This window comes from Streptomyces sp. NBC_01428, from assembly GCF_036231965.1.
Lineage (GTDB): Bacteria > Actinomycetota > Actinomycetes > Streptomycetales > Streptomycetaceae > Streptomyces.
In genome coordinates this window covers 652,468-672,023 of the sequence record NZ_CP109499.1, presented here as the reverse complement: position 1 = coordinate 672,023, position 19,556 = coordinate 652,468, and the positions used below count along the sequence as shown (strand labels likewise).

Sequence of the window (19,556 nt, the reverse complement as noted above, 5' to 3'; positions counted from 1 at the left end):
CGGCAAGAGAGTGGCTCCGAGGATGGGATGGCGAAGATGACCGGCGAGCGGTGGGCCGGACACCGGCTGACGGTGCAGGGCTGGTTCCGGCTCGTGCTCGGCCTGATGGCCCTGCTGGTGCTCGTGGGCGCCGTGATCGGCGCGGTGATGCTCCAGCAGACGGCCACGGTCACCGACCAGATGCTGCGGGACATCAAGCCCGCGCAGACCGAGGCGTACCGGTTGCAGGCTTCCCTCGTCAACCAGGAGACCGGTGTCCGCGGCTACGCCATCGCGGCCGACCGCCAGTTCCTCGACCCCTACCAGCAGGGCAAGAAGGACGAGGCGCGGGCCGCCGGCCGGGTCCGTAGCCTGGTCGGCGACCGCCCCGCACTCGTCGCCGACCTCGCCACGGTCGAGAAGCGGGCCGACACCTGGCGGCGCACCTACGCCGAGCCCCTCGTCGCCCGCGTCACGCCGGGCGAGCCGCGCACCATCGACCGTGCGTCCGCCGAACGCGGCAAGAAGGCCTTCGACGAGATCCGCAAGGCCGCGGCCAAGCAGAACGCCGGACTCGCGGCGGCGGTCGACGACGGTCAGCGGCGACTCGACCACTCCCGCAAGGTCCGCGACGCCGTGCTCATCGGCATGGTCGTGGCCTTCCTGCTGGCCGGGGTGGCCCTCACGTTCCTCGTACGGCTCCTGGTCGCGCGACCGCTGGAAGCGCTGCAGACCGCCACCCGCAGGGTGGCGCGCGGCGAGTTCGACCACGCCATCACCGGCGGCGGTCCGGTGGACCTGCGGGCGGTGGCGGCGGACGTCGAGGGCATGCGCCGGCGGATCGTCGACGAACTGGACTCCTCGCGCGAGCAGCGCGACATCCTGGCCCGGCAGACCGCGGATCTGGACGCCCAGGCCGTCGAGCTGCGCCGCTCCAACGCGGAACTCGAACAGTTCGCCTACGTCGCCTCGCACGACCTCCAGGAACCCCTCCGCAAGGTGGCCTCCTTCTGCCAGCTGCTGGAGCGGCGCTACGGCGACCAGCTGGACGACCGCGCCAAGCAGTACATCGACTTCGCCGTCGACGGTGCCAAACGCATGCAGGTCCTCATCAACGACCTGCTCACGTTCTCCCGCGTGGGCCGGGTCAACGACGCCCGCCTCCCGGTCGACCTGGGCCTCGGCCTCACCAAGGCGCTGGCCAACCTGGACAGCGCGATCACCGAGAGCGGCGCGAGCGTCGACCGGCCGGACGAACTGCCCGAGATCGTCGGGGACCCGACCCTCCTGGCGATGCTCTGGCAGAACCTCATCGGCAACGCCGTCAAGTTCCGTCGCCCCGACCGCGCACCGCACGTCCGGATCACCTGCGAGCGCGATCCGGACGACTCCGGCGCCTGGCGCCTGAGCGTCACGGACAATGGAATCGGCATCCCCGGCGAGTTCGAGGAGAAGGTCTTCGTCATCTTCCAGCGGCTGCACAGCCGCGACTCGTACGGCGGCACCGGCATCGGCCTCGCGCTGTGCAAGAAGATCGTCGAGTACCACGGCGGCCGCATCTGGCTCGACACCAGTCACACCGATGGCACACGCTTCTGCTTCACCCTGCCCGCCGCCCAGCCGGCGGACGGCACTCCCCCGCACTCCGAGGACAAGGCCCTTATATGACGACTCCCTCAGGCACTCCCATCGACGTCCTCCTCGTCGAGGACGACCCGGGCGACGAGCTGATGACCCGGGAGGCGTTCGAGGACAACAAGATCGGCAACACCCTGCACGTCGTCCGGGACGGCGAGGAGGCGCTCGACTTCCTCTACAAGCGCGGCGCCCACACCGGAGCCCCGCAGCCCGACCTGATCCTGCTCGACCTCAACCTGCCCAAGTACGACGGCCGGCAGGTCCTGGAGGAGATCAAGTCGGACCCGGCGCTCTCGCACATCCCGGTCGTGGTCCTCACCACCTCGGCGGCGGAGGAGGACATCCTGCGCAGCTACAAGCTCCACGCCAACGCCTATGTCACCAAGCCGGTCGACCTGGACCAGTTCATCGCCGCCGTACGCCAGATCGACGACTTCTTCGTCCAGGTGGTCCGCCTGCCACGCCACAACGGCTGAGCATGCCGTCGATCGGCTGAGGCGTGAGGCCCGCTCGGGCCCGGAGGCCCTCGTGAGGCCTGTCGGACGGCCGGACCGCGCCCGCGATCACAACCCGTCGGGCGTGCCCCGCATCCGCCCGGCCGCCCGCTGCCGAAAAGCTGGTCAGTGGATCCACCACGCGACGGGCGGAGACGGCGAGCACGGCGTCCTGCCTCGTTCTCATCGAGGAGGCACTGATGCAGGCCACCGCGACGATCGAGGCGGGCTCGGCGCAGGAGTCGTACGCCATGCCCCGCACCGAGGCTGCCCGAGAGCCGGTGCGGGTGCCGGAGGCCCCGCCGCAATGGCGCGATCTCGGGCTCTCGTCCATGTCCGCGCTGCTCGTCGTCTCCCTGAGCCGCGCGGGGAGCCGTTCCTTCGAGGCCGTCTGCCAGTGGCCGCGCTGGCATCCGCTCAATGAACACGTCCTCGCGGTGACGCATCACCCGCTGATCCTCGTCGAGTCGACCCGCCAGCTCGCCGCCCTCGCGGAGGGCCGGTTCCTCCCGGCCACCGGCACCGCCCCACTGCGGCCCACGTCGGTGGCCCTGGGGACGGATCCGAAGACGCAGCCGGTCGAGACGGGCGGCGCCACCGACGTCACCGTGCGGGTCACGACGAGCGACGTCGCCGTGCGCGCCGGCCGACTGACCGGCTACCGGATCACCGCCGAGTACTTCCACGCGGGCAGGCGATTCGGTGTGTGCGCCATGGTCTTCGCCCCCGCCTCGCCCCCGGCCCCGGAGCCGGGGGAGGGGACGCTCACGAGCCTGCTGCATCCCGCCGCTCCGGCCGTGGGGGCGGCGGCCGACCCCGACGTGCTGCTGGCGCGAGCACCGCAGGGTCGCCTGGTGATCCTTCCCCGTGACCCCGCCCATCCGGTCCTGCTCCCCGGTCGGCCGCGTGAGCTGCCCCTGCACGCCGTGCTCGAAGCCGGCCGGCAGGCGGCTCTGCTCCACCAGGGACGGCCCGCCTCCGCCGTGGTCGGCCTTGCCGCCCAGCTCAGGGGCCCGGTGCCCTGCCGGGGCGCGGTGATCGACGTGGCGCCTGAGGAGAACGGGGCGCGTTTCGCCGTCACGGCCGAGGGGCGCGTCGTGGCCTCGGGGACGGTGACGCTGGCGGGAGCCTGAGCGGCGCGACGGGAGGGGCTCGTCCGCTGTCTCAGGGTCGTCGGCTGCTTCAGGGACGGGAACCCGCCGCCGGTCCGCCGTCCGAGCCGTCGGTCGGCAGGGGGACCTCCAGGACGAAGAACAGGAACGTGGTCCTGGTCGCGAGGTCGTGGAAGGCGTCGGGGAACAGCTCCCGCGCCGCCGGGTCGGGCTGCGGTTCGTCGAGGGCGGTCAGACGGAAGCCGGCGGCGGTGAAGGCCCCGGTCATCGCGTGCAGCGGTTTGCGCCAGAACGTCATCGGCGCCGACTGCCCGCCGAACGTCCAGGTGAAGCTGTAGCTCGTCGTCGCGAAATAGTCCGGCCGGGGATCCTGGAACGTGTAGGCCACGAAGGGGTGCTCCACCGACGCGATCAGCCGGCCGCCCGGCCTGAGCACGCGCCGCAGCTCGCCGAGCGCCGGCCCCCAGTCCTCCAGGTAGTGCAGCACGAGCGAGGCGACCACGTCGTCGAACGAGCCGTCGGCGAACGGCAGCCGCTCGCTCACGTCGGCCACATGCAGGGCCACGTCGTCACCGAGTCGCCGTCTGGCCAGCGCCAGCATCCCGGCGCTGACGTCGATACCGGTGACGACGGCACCGCGGTCGCGCAGGGCGGCGGACAGCGGGCCCGAGCCGCAGCCGGCGTCCAGCACCCGACGGCCGGTCACGTCTCCCGCCAGGGCCAGCATCGCCGGACGCTCGTAGTAGGCGTTGACCAGGCTGTTCTCGTTCTCCGCCGCGTACGCCTCGGCGAAGCGGTCGTAGTCGTTCACCGGGCCCTGGTCCAGGGGCCGGGTGAGCCTCTCGGGCACGTCGGCTGCGTGTTCCATCGCCGCAGCCTAGTTGGTCGCATGATCCGTACGGCAGGCCTCAGTTGACACCTGAGGCGACGCTCGACGGCAACGGGAACGCCTCCCGGCACGGTCCCTGCGCCGACGCTCTGCTCCGGTCTCCGACCCGTGGCAGGGTGGGAGTGAGCCGGTGAGCCCCGTCCGAAGGAGAGCCGCTCATGACCGCGATCCCCGCCGCGCGTGACGTCAGGACCACCCCGGAAGGCCTTCTGTGGGCGCCCAGCGAGCGCTGGGTGCGCGGCCGCACCGGCGGGATCACCGTCGTGGACAGCAGACACCCCGTCCTCGTCTGGGAGCCGGGAGTGCCGGTCCCGCTCTACGCCTTCCCGCGCGCGGACGTCCGGGAGGACCTCCTCCGCCCGGCGAAGAACCCCCGCGCGGGCACCCACACCGGATCGCGGATCTTCTACGACGTCGACCTGGACGGCGAGCTGCTGGAGAACGCCGCCTGGACGTTCGCCGCCGACGACCTTGCCGGGCACATCGCCTTCGAATGGTTCCGGCGCGCCGGAAGGGGCCTGGAGCACTGGTACGAAGAGGAGGAAGAGATCTTCATCCACCCCCGTGACCCGTACAAGCGTGTGGACGCCGTCCCCAGCAGTCGGCATGTCCAGGTCGAGATCGACGGCACCCTCGTCGCCGACACGCACCGCCCCGTCCTGCTCTTCGAGACCGGCCTCCCGACCCGCTACTACCTGCCCCGCGAGGACGTCCGACTCGACCTGCTCCGGCCGAGCGACCTGAGCACGGGATGCCCGTACAAGGGCACCGCCACGTACTGGGCCTGGCCGGGCGACGGCGACGAGCCCGCGGACCTCGTCTGGAGCTACCCGGAGCCGCTGCCCGCTGTGGCCGCCGTCAAGGACCTCCTCGCCTTCTACAACGAGGCGGTCGACATCACCGTGGACGGCGAACGCCTGGACCGACCCGTCACCCCGTTCACGTCGAAGCGCCCCGGCTAGGACTTCGCCGTGGGCGGCCCCTCCGAGGTACTCGCCTCCGTCGGCCTCTGCTCGCCAGGACGGCCTCTGCCCTCGTCTACGCTGCGTGGCGCTGCGCCGCCTACCTGGTCCGGAGGGAGCCCGGATGCTCCGTGCCCCCTCCGGGACGCGCTCGGCTCCGCCGCCCGTTCGCCGCGCCCGTCAGGGCCGAAGGCCCGCCCTTCGGAGCGTCAGCGTCGACAGGTCGGCGATGACATCCGGATCGCCGCGACGCCAGGCGTCGGCCAGGCCGCCGGGCGGCGTGGGGATCGCGGACAGCGGCCGCTGCGGCCCGGTGAGCGCGCGCAGGGCGAGGAGGTCGGCGCCGCCGGGGGCGTCGAGGAGGCGACGGGTGGTGGCGGTACGCCGGATCCAGCGCATCCGCGGAACGAGCCACAGCACCAGGATCACGGCGGTCGGGAGGACGATCAGGGCGATCGTCGTGAGCGTGGCGACATGGCCCACGGTGTCCTGCAACGACTGCCCGGCATCGGAGAGGCTGGTGCCGGCGTCGGCCGCGGACTTGAGCGGCTTCTTCAACGAGTCACCGACGAACGGGACCTTCGAGGCCGCGTCGCCGGCGTCGTCGAGACCGGAGGCAAGACTGTCGCCCGCGCTCTCGGCCTTCCGCCCGGGCTCGGCCAGCGTCAGGATCGCGTCGCGGACGACCAGGGCGAACTTCACCGTGATCGCGATCAGGAGCAGAGCGATCAGATCCGCGATCAGCTGACGACCCCGGCGCGCTGGGGTCTGGGCGTAGAGACGCATGGACGTGCTCCTGTTCCGACGGTGACATCGATGAAGGCCGACTCCGGCCGGGTGGCTCGGCGGTCGTGCGTGCGGTGGGTGGCGGCGAGGGACGGCGGGTTGCTTGACGGTACGTGGGACGCGCGGACGATATCGGGGTACGCGCGCCCAGGACCGGTCGCGTCCTCCGTCGACCGGGGGACACAGACGTCCGTCGGCTGAGCGTCGTACGCGGAGAAAGCCCCGTTGCCCCGCGCCCGAGCAGGTCGCCGGACCCCGTGGGGCCGGTGCCGCACCCGGTGGACCGAGCTGTTCTCACCGTGATGTCCCGCCGCTCCCGCCCGGTCCCGTGCGCCTGTCGGGGAGAGTGTGCCCCCTCGCGTCACGGGTACCCGTCCCGTTCGTGGCGTCGGCCGCGATCATCCCGCGGATCGGCCGGCCCGGCGGTCGCCGGCGGTCGGCCGGCACGCTCGTCGGCGTCGGTAGGCTGCCCCGAGCGCCGACGACGGGCGGCGGGGGAGGAGGGACATGGACGCCGTACGCAGGGTGGTGACCCGGGACGACCTGGATGCCGTCGCACGGGCGGTCTTCGGCAACGGGCGGCGCCTCAGGGGCGTTTCACGTCTGCGCGGAGGCAGCAAGAAGGGCGTGTACCGCCTCGACCTCGACGACGACTCCACCGCCGTCGTCTACATCTGGGACGCGTCCGAGAACTACTGGCCCGCCACGGGCGCCGGCGCCGACCGGGTCGAGGACCCGTTCTCGCCCGCCTCCGGCCTCGACCTCTTCGAGGCCGCCCACCGGAATCTCCGCCAACTCGGCATCCGTACGCCCCAGTTGCTGCTGGCCGACCGGAGCGGGAGCCTCTGTCCGGCGGACCTCGCGGTGGTCGAGGACGTGCCCGGGGACAATCTGGAGTCCCTGCTCCGTCGGGACCCGGCCAGGGCAGCCCCCGCGATGGCCCGACTGGCGGAGGTGCTGGGCGTGATGCGGGGGCATGCCGGGCCTCGCTTCGGGAAGGTCGCTCTCGTCGACGGGGGTGGATCCTCCGACGGAGCCTCCTGCGAACAGGTCGTTCTGGACCGAGCCTTCGACGATCTGACCGAGGCGGCCGCCAGGGATCCGCGCATCGCGGCGTCCCACGATCGACTGCGCAGCGTCGTGGGCGACCTCGCGGCGAGGGTGGCCACGCGCTCGCGCTACGGACTCGTCCACGGCGAACTCGGCCCGGATCACGTGCTGGTGGACCGGGACGGGCAACCCGTTCTCATCGACATCGAAGGCCTGATGTTCTTCGACGTCGAGTGGGAACACGCCTTCCTCCGGCTGCGCTTCGGCGAGCACTACGCCGGGCTGAGCGGCGGTGACCTGGACGAACATCGCAAGACCTTCTACACCCTGGCGATGCACCTGTCCCTCGTCGCCGGGCCGTTGCGCCTCCTGGACGGAGATTTTCCCGAGCGGGACGTCATGCGGGGAATCGCCGAGCACAACCTCCGTGAGGCGCTGGCGTTCCTGCCCGCGGCCCAGGGGGACAGGATCTGACCTAATGCCCACCTATCGTCACCGCTGAAGCCGTTACCGACAGGTGGGAGACGCATCGTGACGTCCGAGCACAGCAGCGCCGCTCCGGCGGGCTACACCACCGTCGCGCCGTGGGTCGTCACCGACGACACGGGTGCGTTCCTCGACTTCGTCACCCGGGCGTTCGGCGGCGAGGAGCTCGGCCGCGTGACGACCGAGGACGGTCTGATCGGCCACGGTGAGATCCGGATCGGGGACACCGTCGTCCTCGCCTTCGACCGGCACACCGACTGGCCGACGCTGCCGAGCCTGTTGCGGGTCTTCGTCCCCGACGCCGACACGGCGATGACCCTGGCCGTCGCAGCCGGCGGCGAGGTCGTGACGCCGCTGTCCGACGACGCCTTCGGACAGCGCGGCGGACGCGTCAAGGACCCCTTCGGCACCATCTGGTGGGTGGTCAGCCACCTCGAGGACGTCCCCGAGGACGTGATGTGGAAGCGACTTCAGGAACCGGTCTACGCCCGGGCGATGCGGGTGGCCCAGGAGACGCTCGACGCGGAACTCGGCGGCCGGGCCCGGGGACAGGGCAGCGCACCGGTCAGGCCGAGGGTCTGACGTCGTCGCACCGGGCCCGCCGCTCTCCCGGCGTCTCGATCGGACCGGGTCCCCTGAGGAATCCGGGTGAACCGCGCAGCCGCGCCTGCCAGCATGGAGATCATGACCGACGTGACGCGCGAGCAGAGCCGGCAGGGCACGGGAGAGTCGGGGCGCCCCCTGGCTCTGGTGACCGGGGCGAGCCGCTCCGCGGGCATCGCCGCCTCCGTGGTGCTCGACCTCGCGCGGGCCGGCTGGGACGTCGCCTTCACGTACTGGACTCCGTACGACGCCCGGATGGAGTGGGGCGTGGAGGCCGAGGCGCCCGGGGAACTGGAGAAGCAGGCGGCGGCGCTCGGGGCGCGAACCCTCGCGGTCGAGGCGGACCTGTCCGACCCGGCCGTCCCCGCTCACCTCTTCGACACCGTCGAGCGCGAGCGGGGGAACGTGACCGCGCTGATCCTCTGTCACTGCGAGTCCGTCGACTCCGGGCTCCTCGACACGACCGTGGAGAGCTTCGACCGGCACTTCGCCGTCAACGCGCGGGCCACGTGGCTGCTCATCCGTGAGTACGGGCTTCGCTTCCGGGGGCAGCACGGGAGCGGTCGGATCATCAGCCTGACCAGCGACCACACCGCCGGCAACCTGCCGTACGGAGCGAGCAAGGGCGCCATGGACCGGATCACCCTGGCCGCCGCCCGCGAACTCGCCGCCCTGGGCGTCACCTGCAACGCGATCAATCCGGGGCCGACGGACACCGGCTGGATGACCGAGGACCAGAAGACGGACCTGATCGCCGCGACCCCCCTTGCCCGCCTCGGACTGCCGGAGGACTGCGCGCACCTCGTGACCTTCCTCTGCTCGCCCGACGGAGGATGGATCAACGGCCAACTCGTTCAGAGCAACGGCGGCATCGGGTAGACGGCGGGGGTGAACGCTCCGCACGCCCCGGACGAGGCGGCAGCGCGCGCACCACAGCCCAGAAACGGACGTACGTACGGGTTTGATCCCCGCGAATAGGTCTACGCGATCTGTATGGCCCATTCGACCCGCGAGACAGAACGCAAGTACGCGCCGCCCGCCGAGGGCGTCTCCTGGCTGCCCGAGCTGGCGGGTGTGGGCCCCGTCTCCGAGCTCGTGGACCAGGGGGTGCAGGACCTGGACGCCGTGTACTACGACACCGAGGACCTGCGCCTCTCCCGGAGCCGCGCGTCCTTGCGGCGCCGGACGGGCGGCACCGACGCCGGCTGGCATCTGAAGCTGCCCCTGCCGGGCGACAGCCGCGAGGAGATCCAGGCGCCCCTGTCCTCGGAGGAGGTCCCGGAGGAACTGCGCGACCTCGCGTTCTCCCGCACCCGCGGCGCGCCGCTCCGCCCGGTGATCCGGATCCGCTCGACCCGCTCCCTCCATCACCTGCTCGACGCCGAGGGCGCCGTCCTCGCCGAACTCAGCGTGGACGAGGTGTCCGCCGAGGCGCTGCTCGACGGCGGCGGGCGCGCGACGTGGCGGGAGATGGAGGTCGAGCTGGCCGAGGACGGGGACCCCGCCCTGCTGGACGCCGTCGAGGAAGCGCTGCGCGAGCACGGCGTCGAGCGCGCGGAGAGCCCCTCCAAGGTGGGCCGCGGACTGCGCGAGACCACGTCCCTCCTCGACGGCACGAGGAACCCGCGCGCCGACGTCGCCCCGGAATCGGCCGGTGACCATGTACTCGCCTACGTGGACCGGCTGGCAGCAGCCCTCACGGACCTGGACCCCGCGGTGCGACGCGAACGGCCCGACTCCGTGCACCGGATGCGGACCACGGCCCGGCGTCTGCGCGGCTGCCTGCGCTCCTACCGCTCCGTGCTCGACCGCGAGGCCACCGACGCCCTCCGGCAGGACCTGAAGTGGCTCGCCAACGAACTCGGCGTGGAACGCGATCACGAAGTTCTCCGCGAGCGGCTGACCACCGGAGTGAGCGAACTGCCGGGCGAACTGGTCCTCGGCCCGGTCGGGGCGCGGTTGCAGACGTGGGACGCGGAGCAGCGCACCGAGGCCCGTCGCCGCACCCTCGACACGCTCGCCTCGCCCCGCTACCTGAAGCTCCTGGAGAACCTGCGGGCCCTGACCGACGCCCCGCCACTGCGCGCCAAGGCGGCAGGTGACCCCGGGAAGGTCCTGCGTAAGGCACTCCTGAAGGAGTACGACCGGCTCGCGGCCCGGATGGAGCCCGCTCTCGACATGACCCCCGGCCCGCAGCGGGACGCCGCGATCCACGACGCCCGCAAGGCCGCCAAGAGGCTGCGCTACGCCGCCGAAGCGGCCCGCCCCGCGCTGGGGAAGCCGGCCGCGCGTCTGGGCGGACGCGCCAAGACCGTACAGCAGGTCAGCGGTGCCCAGCACGACAGCGTGGTGACCTGTGACCTGCTGCGAGACCTGGCGGTCTCGGCGCACTCGGCCGGGGAACCGGGGTTCACGTGGGGCCTCCTGTACGGCCAGGAGCGGGCCTCGGCGAGGTCCCGCGAGCGTCGGCTTCCCGAGGCGTGGGCCCGTGTGCGCGGGGCGGCCCGGCCCGAGAAGCTGCGCGGCTGACCCACGGCCTCTCCTGTACGACCCGGCTCGGCTCACGCGAACCGGGGATCGCGCGCCGGGCCGCGTGGCGATGGCGCGCTTCCGCTGGCGAGCCCTTCGGCCGCGGGCGACGGTGGGACCGGCAGGACGGGACGGCCGCCGCAGATGTCGCGGCCGACGCCTCGACGGCACCGTCCGTGCGACCGCGTACGACCGGGAAGGGAACGCGCATGACGAAGTGGAACGACACCGAGGTGGGGAAGATCGGCGCCGCCGAGGAGCTGGACCTGCAGTCCGAACGCACCGACGGCACCCTGCGCACCCCGGTGACCATGTGGGTGGTCCGCGTCGGCGACCAGCTCTACGTCCGTTCGGTCAAGGGCACCGACGGTCCCTGGTACCGCGGCACGCAGTCCCGCCACGAGGGCGTCGTCGAGGCGGGTGGTGTCCGGAAGGACGTCACGTTCGTCGAGGCCGGGTCGGGCGAGTACGCCGATGTGGACGCCGCCTACCGTGCCAAGTACGGGCACTACACGACGATCATCGACACCGTCCTCACTGAGCAGGCCCGCACCTCCACCCTGCGGCTGGATCCCCGCTGAGGCCCCGCGGGGCCGATCGGCACCCGCGCGGACCGTACGAACGCGGGCCCCCCGTCCGGATCGTCGGAGGCGTCACCGCCGTTCCACAGCGTGGACGGCTCCTGGTGCGATGCCGTCCGGCTGCTGTACAACTTTCCTCGTGATCCACGAAATGTTGGTGCGCCGTCTGGTCGTCGACCTGTGCCGCCGCGCCGTTTCGTGTTGTTGATCCTCCACGTCTGAGGCGCCGCAGCCCCACCCGGGACACCTCCCGGCCGAGGCGGGCCTCGATCCCGCCGCCGTCGCGCGTCCCGCGGCGGCCGTGGCGACCTCCCGCCGGCTGCGGTCGCGGCCACCACGCGTCGCGGCGTTCGTCCCCCCACCCGTGGTGAACGAGGCCGCCCTCCCAGGACTCCGCGCGGTGCTCCTCAGCGAGCGTCCGAGAGACCGACCCGATGGAAGGAGCGACGGCATGACCGTCATCAGCGAGCAGGCGCACGAGGCAGAACCGATCCGACCGCACCGGGGCGACAGCGCCGGACCGCGCGTCGTCCCGCTCGGGCCGAGCTTCGGCGCCGAGGTGTACGACGTCGACCTCGGCCGACTGGACGACGACCAGGTCGCGGCGCTGCGGACCGCTCTGGTCACGCACAAGGTGCTCTTCCTCCCCGGCCAGGACATCGACGACCGCGCGCAGATCGACTTCGGACGACGACTCGGCGAGCTGACCGTCGGCCACCCGGTCCACGACTCGGGCGACGTGCCCGACGAGGTGTACTCCCTCGACAGCCAGGACAACGGCTTCGCCGACGTCTGGCACACCGACGTGACGTTCGTACGCCGTCCCCCGGCCGTCTCCGTCCTGCGTGCTGTGGTCCTCCCGCCCCGCGGCGGCGACACCTCGTGGGCCGACAGCCAGCTGGCCTACGAGTCACTGACGCCCGGAGTGCGCGCGCTGATCGACCCGCTCACCGCGGTGCACGACGGCAGCCGCGAGTTCGGCTACTACCTCGCCCAGCAGCGGAAGGGCCGCGGAAACCTGTGGGAGGGGGAGGTGTTCACCGACCTGGTCCCGGTGGAGCACCCCGTCGTGCGCGTCCACCCGGAGAGCGGCCGCAAGGGGCTGTTCGTGAATCCGGGCTTCACCTCGCACATCGCCGGGGTCTCCGAGCACGAGAGCCGCGGCATCCTCGACATCCTGTACGCGCACCTCACCAAGCCCGAGCACACGGTCCGCCACCGCTGGCAGCCCGGCGACGTGGCGATCTGGGACAACCGCGCCACCTCCCACTACGCCAACCGCGACTACGGCGACCAGCACCGCGTCATGCACCGCATCACCCTGCGCGGCGACGTACCCGTCGGTTCTGCCGCGCCATAGCCCCGGCCCTCGGGGCACGGAGCCGGTGGCTCCCCGCTCCCGGCGGGACCGCCCGTGTCAGTCCGACGGATGCTCGCCCTGGGCGATCTCGACGCCGCGGTGCACCGAGACGGCCCCGGCCAGGGCGGAGCTGCCGGCCAGGCCGATCACGGTCGCGACGATCAGCAGCGCGGGCGCCAGACGGCGGACGGGTGCGTGGGTCAGGAGAGCCTTCACGCGCGCGGGGACCGGTCCGCCGACGGCACCCGGGGTGACGCTGGACAGCGCCGCGCGTGCGCGGGTGGTGGCCAGCGCGGCGTGTCCCACGGCGTGCGCGGTCAGGGTCCTGTCGCCCGCCGAGCGCGCCGCGGCCTCGTCCGCCGCGCGCTCGGCGGCGAAGGACACCTGACGGGTGACGGCCGCGAGCGCGGGGTGGCACCAGCCGGCCAGCTGGGCGGTGGCGAGGAAGAGATGATGCCGTCCGGCAAGATGGGCGCGCTCGTGGGCGAGCAGAATGCTCCGCTCGCCGGGCGTCAGCGCGCGCAGCATCCCGGTGGTCACCACGATCCGGTCCGCACCGCGACGGCCACCGGGCAGGGCGTAGGCGTCGGGCCGGGTGTCGTCGACGACACAGACGCCGCCGGCCTCCGGGACCCCGGCGACGTCGAGATGTGCCGCGCGCAGACGACGTACCTCCCACAGCGCTCTGCGGACGGCGGTGACGCACAGGACGGCCAGCGCGCCGCCCGCGAGGACCGAGACGGCCATGACCAGGGCCGTAGGCCCGGCGTCGAGCGGGTGGACCAGATGCGCGAGACCGGCGACGGCGGGGACGGAGAGGGCCAGGGGGAGCAGCAGCACGCCCAGACAGGCCAGCACCCCGACGGCCAGGGCCGCGGACGCGGAGGTGAGGGTCCACAGGGCGGTCTCGGGACGGACCCGGTCGACGACGCGCCGGGCCAGCAGGGGCAGCGCGAAGGGCAGCACGAGCGGAACGAGCAGGAGAGCGATCACCGGCCGCCCCCCTCCAGAAGACGCCGCAGCTCCGCCTCGTCGTGGGGGCTGAGGCGCTCGACGAAGCGCGCCAGCACCATGCTCCGGTCGTCGTCCTGGTCGAGCTCGCGGTGCATCCTGCGGGCGGTCAGGCCGTGTGAGTCCGCGACGGGGAAGTACGCGTACCCGCGTGCGGCGGGGCTGCGTCCCACCGCGCCCTTCTCGTGCAGGCGAACGAGCAGGGTGGCCACGGTCGTGCGGGCCAGGGGCTGCGGAATGGCGGCTCTGACCTGAGCGGCCGAGAGCGGCTTCCCCGCGGCCCACAGGGCCGCGAGCACGCTGGCCTCCAGCTCGCCCGCCGGCCTGCGCTCACTGTCCGAGTCCGTCATCGCTTCGTCCTTCCCCGCTGTCGCCTGCGGCACCATGCGCCGACTACAAAATGGTAGACGCTCGGCTCGCCGGGCGGACCGCCGAGGACGGATCGCCCCGCTTCGCCCGGCCGTCGGCCTGTGGGGGATGCATCACGCAGACCGTTCGCCCGGCGCGGCCCGGGGGTCCATGACCGGTCAGGACGCCGCGAGGAACGAGTCCACGAGCCGTCGTGCCCAGTCGGGCGAAGCGGGTCGTGCGCTGAAGATCGCCCGGTAGTAGAGCGGACCCAGCAGGGAGTCCACCGCGCTCTCGACGTCCGGCGCCTCGCCGCCCCGGGAACGCTCGCGCTCGATGATGGCGCTGAGCTGTTCGTGGCGGTCCGCCGTGCAGGCGCAGCCGCCCTCCGGGCCGGAGCCGATCGTGGCGCGCATCAGCGCGAGCGTGTCCGGGTCCGTGAGGTCGGTCGCCACGTCCTCCATCCAGCGCTCCAGGTCGCCGCCGAGCGAACCGGAGTCCGGCACGACCACATCACCGCTGAACCTGCTGGTGGCGACGTCGTTCAGCAACTGCGCCGCCGAGCCCCAGCGCCGGTAGACGGTCGTGGCGTGCACGCCGGCGCGGGCGGCGACGGCCGGGATCGTCAGGGTCTCCGAGGGCTCCTCCGCGAGGAGTTCTCCGACGGCGCGATGGACGGCGGCCCGCACCTTCGCGGAGCGGCCACCGGGGCGTACCTGAGCTGAAACGTCAACCATGACGGAATTATCGCACTGATCGCTGCGTTAGTGCTAGCGTCGTTAACGCATTGATCGCTGCGTTTGGAGAGAGTTGCCATGCCCGGTTCCGCCCCGCCCCAGAGCAAGAGCTCGCTCGCCGTCGACGCCCCGCCCGTTCGCGGCCGACGCGAGCTCGGCCGGCCGGCCGCCTTCGCCGCGCTGGCCGTCGTCTTCGTCCTCTTCATGGCCGCATCCAGTGCGCCGTCCCCGCTCTACGTCGTCTACCAGCAGGAATGGCACTTCTCGGCGACCACCCTCACCACCGTCTTCGCGGTCTACGTCCTGGGAATGATCGCGGCGCTCCTCGTCCTCGGCGCGCTCTCCGACCACCTCGGTCGCCGCCCGGTCCTGCTGTCCGCCATCGCCCTCGAAGCGGTGTCGATGGTCCTGTTCCTCACCGCGGACGACATCAGCCTGCTGATGGTCGCGCGCCTGGTCCAGGGCATCGCGACCGGCGCCGCCATGACCGCCCTCGGAGCCGCACTGGCCGACCTCAACCCGGCCCACGCCCCACACCGGGCCGGCGTCGTCACCGGCGCCGCCCCCACGTTCGGGCTCGGACTCGGCGCCCTGGGCTGCGGATTCCTCGTCCAGTACGGGCCGCACCCCACCCGCCTCGTGTACGCGCTGCTGCTGGCCGGCCTGGTCGTCGCCGGGGCGCTGCTCCTGGCGCTTCCCGAGACCTCGCTGCGCCGCCCCGGCGCCGCCCGCTCCCTGCAGCCCCGCCTCAAGGTCGCCGCACACCTGCGGGCCGACCTGCTGGGACTCGTGCCGATCCTCGTCGCGAGCTGGGCCCTCGGTGGCCTCTACCTCTCGCTGGGACCGTCGGTGGCCGCCGGACTGTTCGGACTCTCCAACCACGTCGTCGGCGGGCTGGTCGTCACACTCCTGACCGTGCCGGCGTCCCTGACCGCACTGGCGCTCCGCGGCTGGCCCGTCGGGCGCACCCTGGCGCTCGGCGCGAGCCTCCTGCTCGCCGGCACCGCCGTCGCCCTGTCCGGGGTCGAGGAGCACTCCCTGACCCTGGCGGCGCTCGGCACCGTCATCGCGGGCGTCGGCTTCGGCGCCTCAGCCCTCGCCAGCTTCGGCACCCTGGCCCGGATAGCCGCCCCCGCCGAACGGGGCGAACTGCTCTCCGTCGCCTTCGTGATCTCCTACATCTCCTTCAGCGTGCCCGCCGTGATCGCCGGCATCGCCGTCACCCACACCGGGCTGCACGAGACCTCCGTCGTCTACGCCGCGACGGTCGCCTTCCTCGCCGCCCTCGCCCTGCTCGCCCAGTGGCTCCGCTCGCAGCGCACGCCGGCCCGGGGCACCTGCCCGCAGGCGTGACGGAGCCCGGCGGGGCGTGAAGCGGGACGCGCAGCCTGATGTCCGCCTGCCCGGCGGATGTCAGGCTGCGTCGCGCCGTCGGTCGCTCCGCCTCTCCCCTTCAGGCGCGGCAGCGCCCGCCTTCACACCCTTGACCAGGCGAAGATGTCGAGAGCGCCCATGGCGCGCCGTGTGCGTCGGCGCGGCGTTGAGTACCCGGTCTTCGAGGCGGTCCATCGCGTAGAGCAGAGCTCCCTGGGCCGGCAGCAACAGGAGAGCGACCACTATCACCGCCATCCCCCCTTCGGTCGACGTCGACCGGCGGGTGCCCCGTGGCCGCCGTGATCATGGAGCCCATTCCGTGGAGGTTCGGTGACCGACGGACGCGGTGCGGCGGACGGGACGGCGAAGGCGTCCGGCGGCCGTCCGTAACGCCGATGCGCCTGACTCTCTCCAACACGTACGCTCGCGGCCGGAGTTGGTGAGGAGAGCGTCGTATCGTGCACCGGGAGGTCGGACCGATGGAGAGTTCCGCTGGATCGCGGAAGGACGAGGAAGAGGTCCTGGCCCGCATCGCCGAGGGACGTGTCTACACGGAGTCCGAAGCGGCGTTCCAGAACGCTCGCCGTCGCACCGACGAGATCTTCGCGTACAACCACACACCGCCGAGTGAGCCCGACAAGCGACGGGCCCTGCTCCTCGCCGTCCTGGGGTCCGTGGGGGAGCGCACGGTCCTGCTGCCGCCGTTTCACGCGGGGTTCGGAAGCAACGTCCACATCGGAGACGACTTCTTCGGCAACGTGAACCTGACGTTCGTCGACGACGTGGACATCCGTATCGGCGACGGCGTCATGATCGCGCCCAGCGTCACCCTGACCGCGACAGGACACCCCGTCCACCCCGCGCGCCGCGTGGACTTCGCCCGGTTCTCGGAACCGATCGTGATCGAGGACAAGGTCTGGATCGGCAGCAACGCGGTCGTCCTGCCCGGCGTCCGCATCGGATACGGATCGGTCGTCGGCGCCGGCAGTGTCGTCAGCCGCGACGTTCCGCCCATGAGCGTCGCCGTCGGAACTCCGTGCCGGGTGCTCCGCCGGGTCACGGACGAGGACCTGAGGACACGCACCGCCGGCGCCCTCGACGGCTGAGACGGCCTACGGGGCCCGCACACGCGTCACCGGCGGCTCTCGTCCGTCATTCGTTGGGCGCGGCGTTGGTGATGGCGGACAGGACGGAGTCGGGCTCGCTCTCGACGGCGATGTCCCCGAGGGTGACGATGCCGACCGGGTGGCCGTCGTCGACGACGGGGATGCGCCGGACGGCGCGCTGGCGCATGAGGCCGATCGCCCGGTCGAGGTCGTCGTCGGGGGAGACGGTGACCAGCACGTCGCTGCACGCCTGCTCCGCCGTCACCTGGTCGATGTTCCCGCCGTGGCACATCACGCGGACCACCAGATCCCGGTCGGTGACGACACCGCGGAGCCGCCCGCGCTCGGTGACCAGCACGGCGCCGATGTCCTCGTCGCGCATGTACCGGGCGACCTCGGTGACGGGAGTCCGGGGCGAGACCGACCGCGGGGGACCGGTCATCACGTCGCGCACTGCCTCGGTCATCGCATCGCCTTTCGCCATGAAGACAGGTCTCTTCGATTCCAACAGCCCTCCGGCCCCCTCGACTTCGTCGCTCACTGTCCCGCCTGGACCCGGTCGGCCTGTGCCTCGAAGAGCACAAGTGCCCCCGGACGGCGTCGGCAGTCGGGACCGGCGCCGACGGAGTCCCGGCCGCACGCCGCCGGAGGCGCCCTGAACTCCCTCAGACGAGCCGCGAACCCGGGTCCAGCAGGGCCAGGCCCAACGGGGTGACCGTGTGGACGACCGTCTTGCCGTCGCGCCGGCTGGCGATCAGATCCGCCCTGCGCAGGACGGAGGTGTGGTGGCTCGCGGTCGCCGGCGAGATCTTCAGACGCCGGGCCAGGTCCGTCGTTCCGCACCCCACGACGGTGGCCCGCAGCACCGCCGCCCGGGTGCGTCCGAGCAGGTCGTCGAGCGGTTCGGCGCCTGGTTCGCCGATCCCTTCCCACAAGGTCGTGCCGTCGAGCGCGTCACGCACGCTCGGGACGGCCAGGACGGGGGGCTGGTCCGGGTCCAGCGGCGCCTGGAGGAGTTCTATCTCCTGCGAGGAGAACAAGGTCGGTGCGACGACGAGACCCCGGCCCCCCAAGTGCACGTCCTCGTCCCGTGGATGCCGTATCTCGAGCACCGGCGGCCGCCAGCGGACAAGAGGTCCGCAGAGCGACGCGAGGAGACGGTCGACGCCCCCCTCGGCCAGCGACCCCACGTACGCGGCACGGGCCTGTGCGAGATGGGTGCGCACGCCGGCCCAGTACGGCGCGACGGTCAGGCCGTGACAGGCGCGCAGGGCCGACGCGACCTGGAGCCGGGCCTCACGGTCGCCGTCCACCAGGTTCCGCGCGAAGGACCGGTGCGCGGGGCGGAAGTCGATGTTCTCGAGTTCGATGCGCACCAGATCGCGCGGTGCCCCGAGCAGATGCTCCACCGCCTCGTCGATGGACGCCGAACGGCCGGCCAGGCTCACCACGTCGACAAGCGGCCCTCGGGACGGCATCAACGCGGCCAGCGGGAGCGCCTGTTCGCGCAGCCGGCCCCGGACGGCCACCTGCCAGCGCCGGAAGGCGAGACCGCCGCCGCGGTCCATCAGCATCCGCACGCTGTCGAACGTCTCCGCCGCCACACCGATGGTGGGCGCCACGCGGGTCCGCATGAGGTCCTCGGCAGTGAAATGGATCCGCTTCACCGAGTGCCCCGTTCGCTGTGCCGCTGTACGCACAGCAGTGTCGGTTCAGGGCGGCGATCCGCGCAACGATCAATCAGGCCAGAGATGTCGGGACCGGCGTGACGCCGGGACCGGCGAACAGACGTGGTCGGCCCAGCCGGTGCCCGTGCTCGTGCCTGTACCCGTAACGCTGTTGGTCATGGTGAAGGTCGGGACACGGCGAACGCCCGTGCCCACCGGGCCGGTTCAGATTCCTCGCGCGTCGGCCAGGACACTCGCCCGCTCCATCATGCGGGTCGGCTCGCTGCCGTCGGCCCAGGCGTCGTTGAAGGTGGGCACCGACTCCACCGACGGGCCGAACCTCCGGCGGATCGCCTCGAGCAGCACCTCCATGGCCTGCGCCTCAAGCCGGCGGTCGCCGCCCGACTCCCGGCGGATCGCACCCTGTGAGCACAGGGCCCCGTCCTCGTCGACCAGCGCTCCCGCGCACCAGCCGGCCTCCCGTAGCCGCAGGGAGGCCCGGTGCAGGAGCGACGCGACCGGAGTCGCGTACGGGCCGGGGGTTCGGGCCGGCGCGGCGGGAACGGGCGCGGTCGTGATCCGGGACCAGTCGACCGGCACCGTGTCGAGGTGAGCGGTGTTCACCTCGTAGGCCACCGCCGCCAGCGTGAGCCGGGTGTCCATGTGCCGCTTGACGGCCTCCATCCGCGCCTCCAGCGCCTGGAGGCGGCCCTGTTCGGGGCCTCCCCCGGAGGGCGGCGGGGCGCCGCCGGGCGGATCTGTCGGGACCGGGGCAGGTGTCGTGCGCGTGGTGAGTTGCATGCTGGATGGATTCCAGCCGGACGCCCGCGCCCAGCACCGCCGG

General features: G+C 72.4%; 20 protein-coding genes. 12 read left to right on the top strand and 8 right to left on the bottom strand.

Going from position 1 to position 19,556, the window contains the following annotated elements; genetic code table 11:
* The first annotated feature begins 36 nt into the window (after positions 1–36).
* The 3 genes from OG406_RS02835 (at position 37) to OG406_RS02825 (ending at position 3,244) form a co-directional block, all read left to right on the top strand.
* Entirely contained in the window at positions 37–1,647 is a 1,611-nt protein-coding gene (locus OG406_RS02835; RefSeq protein WP_404122351.1) for a sensor histidine kinase, read from the top strand.
* A complete protein-coding gene (locus tag OG406_RS02830; protein ID WP_081224483.1) occupies positions 1,644–2,093 on the top strand; it encodes a response regulator in 450 nt (149 codons plus the stop codon). The genes OG406_RS02835 and OG406_RS02830 overlap by 4 nt, the downstream gene beginning before the upstream one ends.
* 218 nt (positions 2,094–2,311) lie before the next feature.
* Positions 2,312–3,244 carry a hypothetical protein gene (locus OG406_RS02825; protein WP_329183720.1) on the top strand — a complete coding sequence of 311 codons (933 nt, stop codon included), beginning with the start codon at positions 2,312–2,314 and terminating at the stop codon, positions 3,242–3,244.
* 49 nt (positions 3,245–3,293) lie between these two features.
* On the opposite strand, the gene OG406_RS02820 is transcribed toward OG406_RS02825, so the two are convergent.
* Positions 3,294–4,091 (bottom strand): class I SAM-dependent methyltransferase, encoded by a 798-nt coding sequence (locus OG406_RS02820; protein ID WP_329183718.1) that lies wholly within the window; start codon positions 4,089–4,091, stop codon positions 3,294–3,296.
* Positions 4,092–4,270: 179 nt separating this feature from the next.
* On the opposite strand from OG406_RS02820, the gene OG406_RS02815 reads away from it, so the two are divergent.
* Positions 4,271–5,074, top strand: coding sequence for a DUF427 domain-containing protein (locus tag OG406_RS02815; RefSeq protein WP_329183716.1), 804 nt, complete (start codon positions 4,271–4,273; stop codon positions 5,072–5,074).
* Between the two features lie 180 nt (positions 5,075–5,254).
* Here OG406_RS02815 and OG406_RS02810 read toward each other — a convergent pair whose 3' ends face one another.
* Positions 5,255–5,860 carry a hypothetical protein gene (locus tag OG406_RS02810; protein ID WP_164375701.1) on the bottom strand — a complete coding sequence of 202 codons (606 nt, stop codon included), beginning with the start codon at positions 5,858–5,860 and terminating at the stop codon, positions 5,255–5,257.
* 507 nt (positions 5,861–6,367) lie between these two features.
* Between OG406_RS02810 and OG406_RS02805 the strand changes: the two genes are divergently transcribed.
* The 6 genes from OG406_RS02805 to OG406_RS02780 all read left to right on the top strand — a co-directional run bounded on the left by OG406_RS02805 (position 6,368) and on the right by OG406_RS02780 (position 12,469).
* Entirely contained in the window at positions 6,368–7,384 is a 1,017-nt protein-coding gene (locus OG406_RS02805; protein WP_327407814.1) for a phosphotransferase, read from the top strand.
* 57 nt (positions 7,385–7,441) lie between these two features.
* Positions 7,442–7,978, top strand: a complete 537-nt coding sequence (locus OG406_RS02800) for a VOC family protein (protein WP_388647574.1) — start codon at positions 7,442–7,444, stop codon at positions 7,976–7,978.
* Positions 7,979–8,080: 102 nt separating this feature from the next.
* The gene (locus OG406_RS02795; protein ID WP_164375702.1) at positions 8,081–8,878 is read left to right on the top strand and encodes an SDR family oxidoreductase; all 798 of its coding nucleotides are present in this window, start codon (positions 8,081–8,083) and stop codon (positions 8,876–8,878) included.
* Between the two features lie 114 nt (positions 8,879–8,992).
* Positions 8,993–10,528 carry a CYTH and CHAD domain-containing protein gene (locus OG406_RS02790; protein ID WP_329183712.1) on the top strand — a complete coding sequence of 512 codons (1,536 nt, stop codon included), beginning with the start codon at positions 8,993–8,995 and terminating at the stop codon, positions 10,526–10,528.
* A 209-nt stretch (positions 10,529–10,737) separates the two neighbouring features.
* On the top strand, positions 10,738–11,109 hold the full coding sequence (locus tag OG406_RS02785) for a DUF2255 family protein (protein ID WP_164375704.1): 372 nt from the start codon (positions 10,738–10,740) through the stop codon (positions 11,107–11,109).
* A 451-nt stretch (positions 11,110–11,560) separates the two neighbouring features.
* The gene (locus tag OG406_RS02780) at positions 11,561–12,469 is read left to right on the top strand and encodes a TauD/TfdA dioxygenase family protein (protein WP_329183711.1); all 909 of its coding nucleotides are present in this window, start codon (positions 11,561–11,563) and stop codon (positions 12,467–12,469) included.
* 57 nt (positions 12,470–12,526) lie between these two features.
* Here the strand turns inward: OG406_RS02780 and OG406_RS02775 are convergent, their stop codons facing one another.
* From OG406_RS02775 to OG406_RS02765, 3 genes are all read right to left on the bottom strand, one after another.
* Complete coding sequence (locus OG406_RS02775; protein WP_329183709.1) at positions 12,527–13,462, bottom strand: M48 family metalloprotease; 936 nt, start codon at positions 13,460–13,462, stop codon at positions 12,527–12,529.
* Positions 13,459–13,830: a BlaI/MecI/CopY family transcriptional regulator gene (locus tag OG406_RS02770; RefSeq protein WP_329183707.1), complete on the bottom strand. Its 372-nt coding sequence runs from the start codon at positions 13,828–13,830 to the stop codon at positions 13,459–13,461. Before OG406_RS02770 ends, OG406_RS02775 begins: the two co-directional genes overlap by 4 nt.
* A gap of 177 nt (positions 13,831–14,007) precedes the next feature.
* Entirely contained in the window at positions 14,008–14,565 is a 558-nt protein-coding gene (locus tag OG406_RS02765) for a TetR/AcrR family transcriptional regulator (RefSeq protein ID WP_081224469.1), read from the bottom strand.
* Between the two features lie 78 nt (positions 14,566–14,643).
* Here OG406_RS02765 and OG406_RS02760 point away from each other — a divergent pair, with 78 nt between their 5' ends.
* Both OG406_RS02760 and OG406_RS02755 read left to right on the top strand, forming a co-directional pair.
* The gene (locus OG406_RS02760; protein ID WP_329183705.1) at positions 14,644–15,918 is read left to right on the top strand and encodes an MFS transporter; all 1,275 of its coding nucleotides are present in this window, start codon (positions 14,644–14,646) and stop codon (positions 15,916–15,918) included.
* Positions 15,919–16,418: 500 nt separating this feature from the next.
* Complete coding sequence (locus OG406_RS02755) at positions 16,419–17,045, top strand: sugar O-acetyltransferase (protein ID WP_329183703.1); 627 nt, start codon at positions 16,419–16,421, stop codon at positions 17,043–17,045.
* Between the two features lie 46 nt (positions 17,046–17,091).
* Here OG406_RS02755 and OG406_RS02750 read toward each other — a convergent pair whose 3' ends face one another.
* From OG406_RS02750 to OG406_RS02740, 3 genes are all read right to left on the bottom strand, one after another.
* Positions 17,092–17,511: a CBS domain-containing protein gene (locus OG406_RS02750; protein ID WP_164375711.1), complete on the bottom strand. Its 420-nt coding sequence runs from the start codon at positions 17,509–17,511 to the stop codon at positions 17,092–17,094.
* A 199-nt stretch (positions 17,512–17,710) separates the two neighbouring features.
* On the bottom strand, positions 17,711–18,712 hold the full coding sequence (locus OG406_RS02745) for an ArsR/SmtB family transcription factor (protein ID WP_329183701.1): 1,002 nt from the start codon (positions 18,710–18,712) through the stop codon (positions 17,711–17,713).
* A 225-nt stretch (positions 18,713–18,937) separates the two neighbouring features.
* Positions 18,938–19,513, bottom strand: coding sequence for a DUF6197 family protein (locus OG406_RS02740; RefSeq protein WP_329183700.1), 576 nt, complete (start codon positions 19,511–19,513; stop codon positions 18,938–18,940).
* Between the last annotated feature and the right edge of the window lie 43 nt (positions 19,514–19,556).

Coding starts and splice junctions, on each gene's coding strand:
- OG406_RS02790 (WP_329183712.1), top strand. CDS start 8,993: ATGGCCCATTCGACCCGCGAGACAGAACGCAAGTACGCGCCGCCCGCC.
- OG406_RS02740 (WP_329183700.1), bottom strand. CDS start 19,513: ATGCAACTCACCACGCGCACGACACCTGCCCCGGTCCCGACAGATCCG.
- OG406_RS02750 (WP_164375711.1), bottom strand. CDS start 17,511: ATGACCGAGGCAGTGCGCGACGTGATGACCGGTCCCCCGCGGTCGGTC.
- OG406_RS02785 (WP_164375704.1), top strand. CDS start 10,738: ATGACGAAGTGGAACGACACCGAGGTGGGGAAGATCGGCGCCGCCGAG.
- OG406_RS02815 (WP_329183716.1), top strand. CDS start 4,271: ATGACCGCGATCCCCGCCGCGCGTGACGTCAGGACCACCCCGGAAGGC.
- OG406_RS02755 (WP_329183703.1), top strand. CDS start 16,419: ATGGAGAGTTCCGCTGGATCGCGGAAGGACGAGGAAGAGGTCCTGGCC.
- OG406_RS02820 (WP_329183718.1), bottom strand. CDS start 4,091: ATGGAACACGCAGCCGACGTGCCCGAGAGGCTCACCCGGCCCCTGGAC.
- OG406_RS02835 (WP_404122351.1), top strand. CDS start 37: ATGACCGGCGAGCGGTGGGCCGGACACCGGCTGACGGTGCAGGGCTGG.
- OG406_RS02770 (WP_329183707.1), bottom strand. CDS start 13,830: ATGACGGACTCGGACAGTGAGCGCAGGCCGGCGGGCGAGCTGGAGGCC.
- OG406_RS02825 (WP_329183720.1), top strand. CDS start 2,312: ATGCAGGCCACCGCGACGATCGAGGCGGGCTCGGCGCAGGAGTCGTAC.
- OG406_RS02795 (WP_164375702.1), top strand. CDS start 8,081: ATGACCGACGTGACGCGCGAGCAGAGCCGGCAGGGCACGGGAGAGTCG.
- OG406_RS02780 (WP_329183711.1), top strand. CDS start 11,561: ATGACCGTCATCAGCGAGCAGGCGCACGAGGCAGAACCGATCCGACCG.
- OG406_RS02810 (WP_164375701.1), bottom strand. CDS start 5,860: ATGCGTCTCTACGCCCAGACCCCAGCGCGCCGGGGTCGTCAGCTGATC.
- OG406_RS02760 (WP_329183705.1), top strand. CDS start 14,644: ATGCCCGGTTCCGCCCCGCCCCAGAGCAAGAGCTCGCTCGCCGTCGAC.
- OG406_RS02765 (WP_081224469.1), bottom strand. CDS start 14,565: ATGGTTGACGTTTCAGCTCAGGTACGCCCCGGTGGCCGCTCCGCGAAG.
- OG406_RS02830 (WP_081224483.1), top strand. CDS start 1,644: ATGACGACTCCCTCAGGCACTCCCATCGACGTCCTCCTCGTCGAGGAC.
- OG406_RS02805 (WP_327407814.1), top strand. CDS start 6,368: ATGGACGCCGTACGCAGGGTGGTGACCCGGGACGACCTGGATGCCGTC.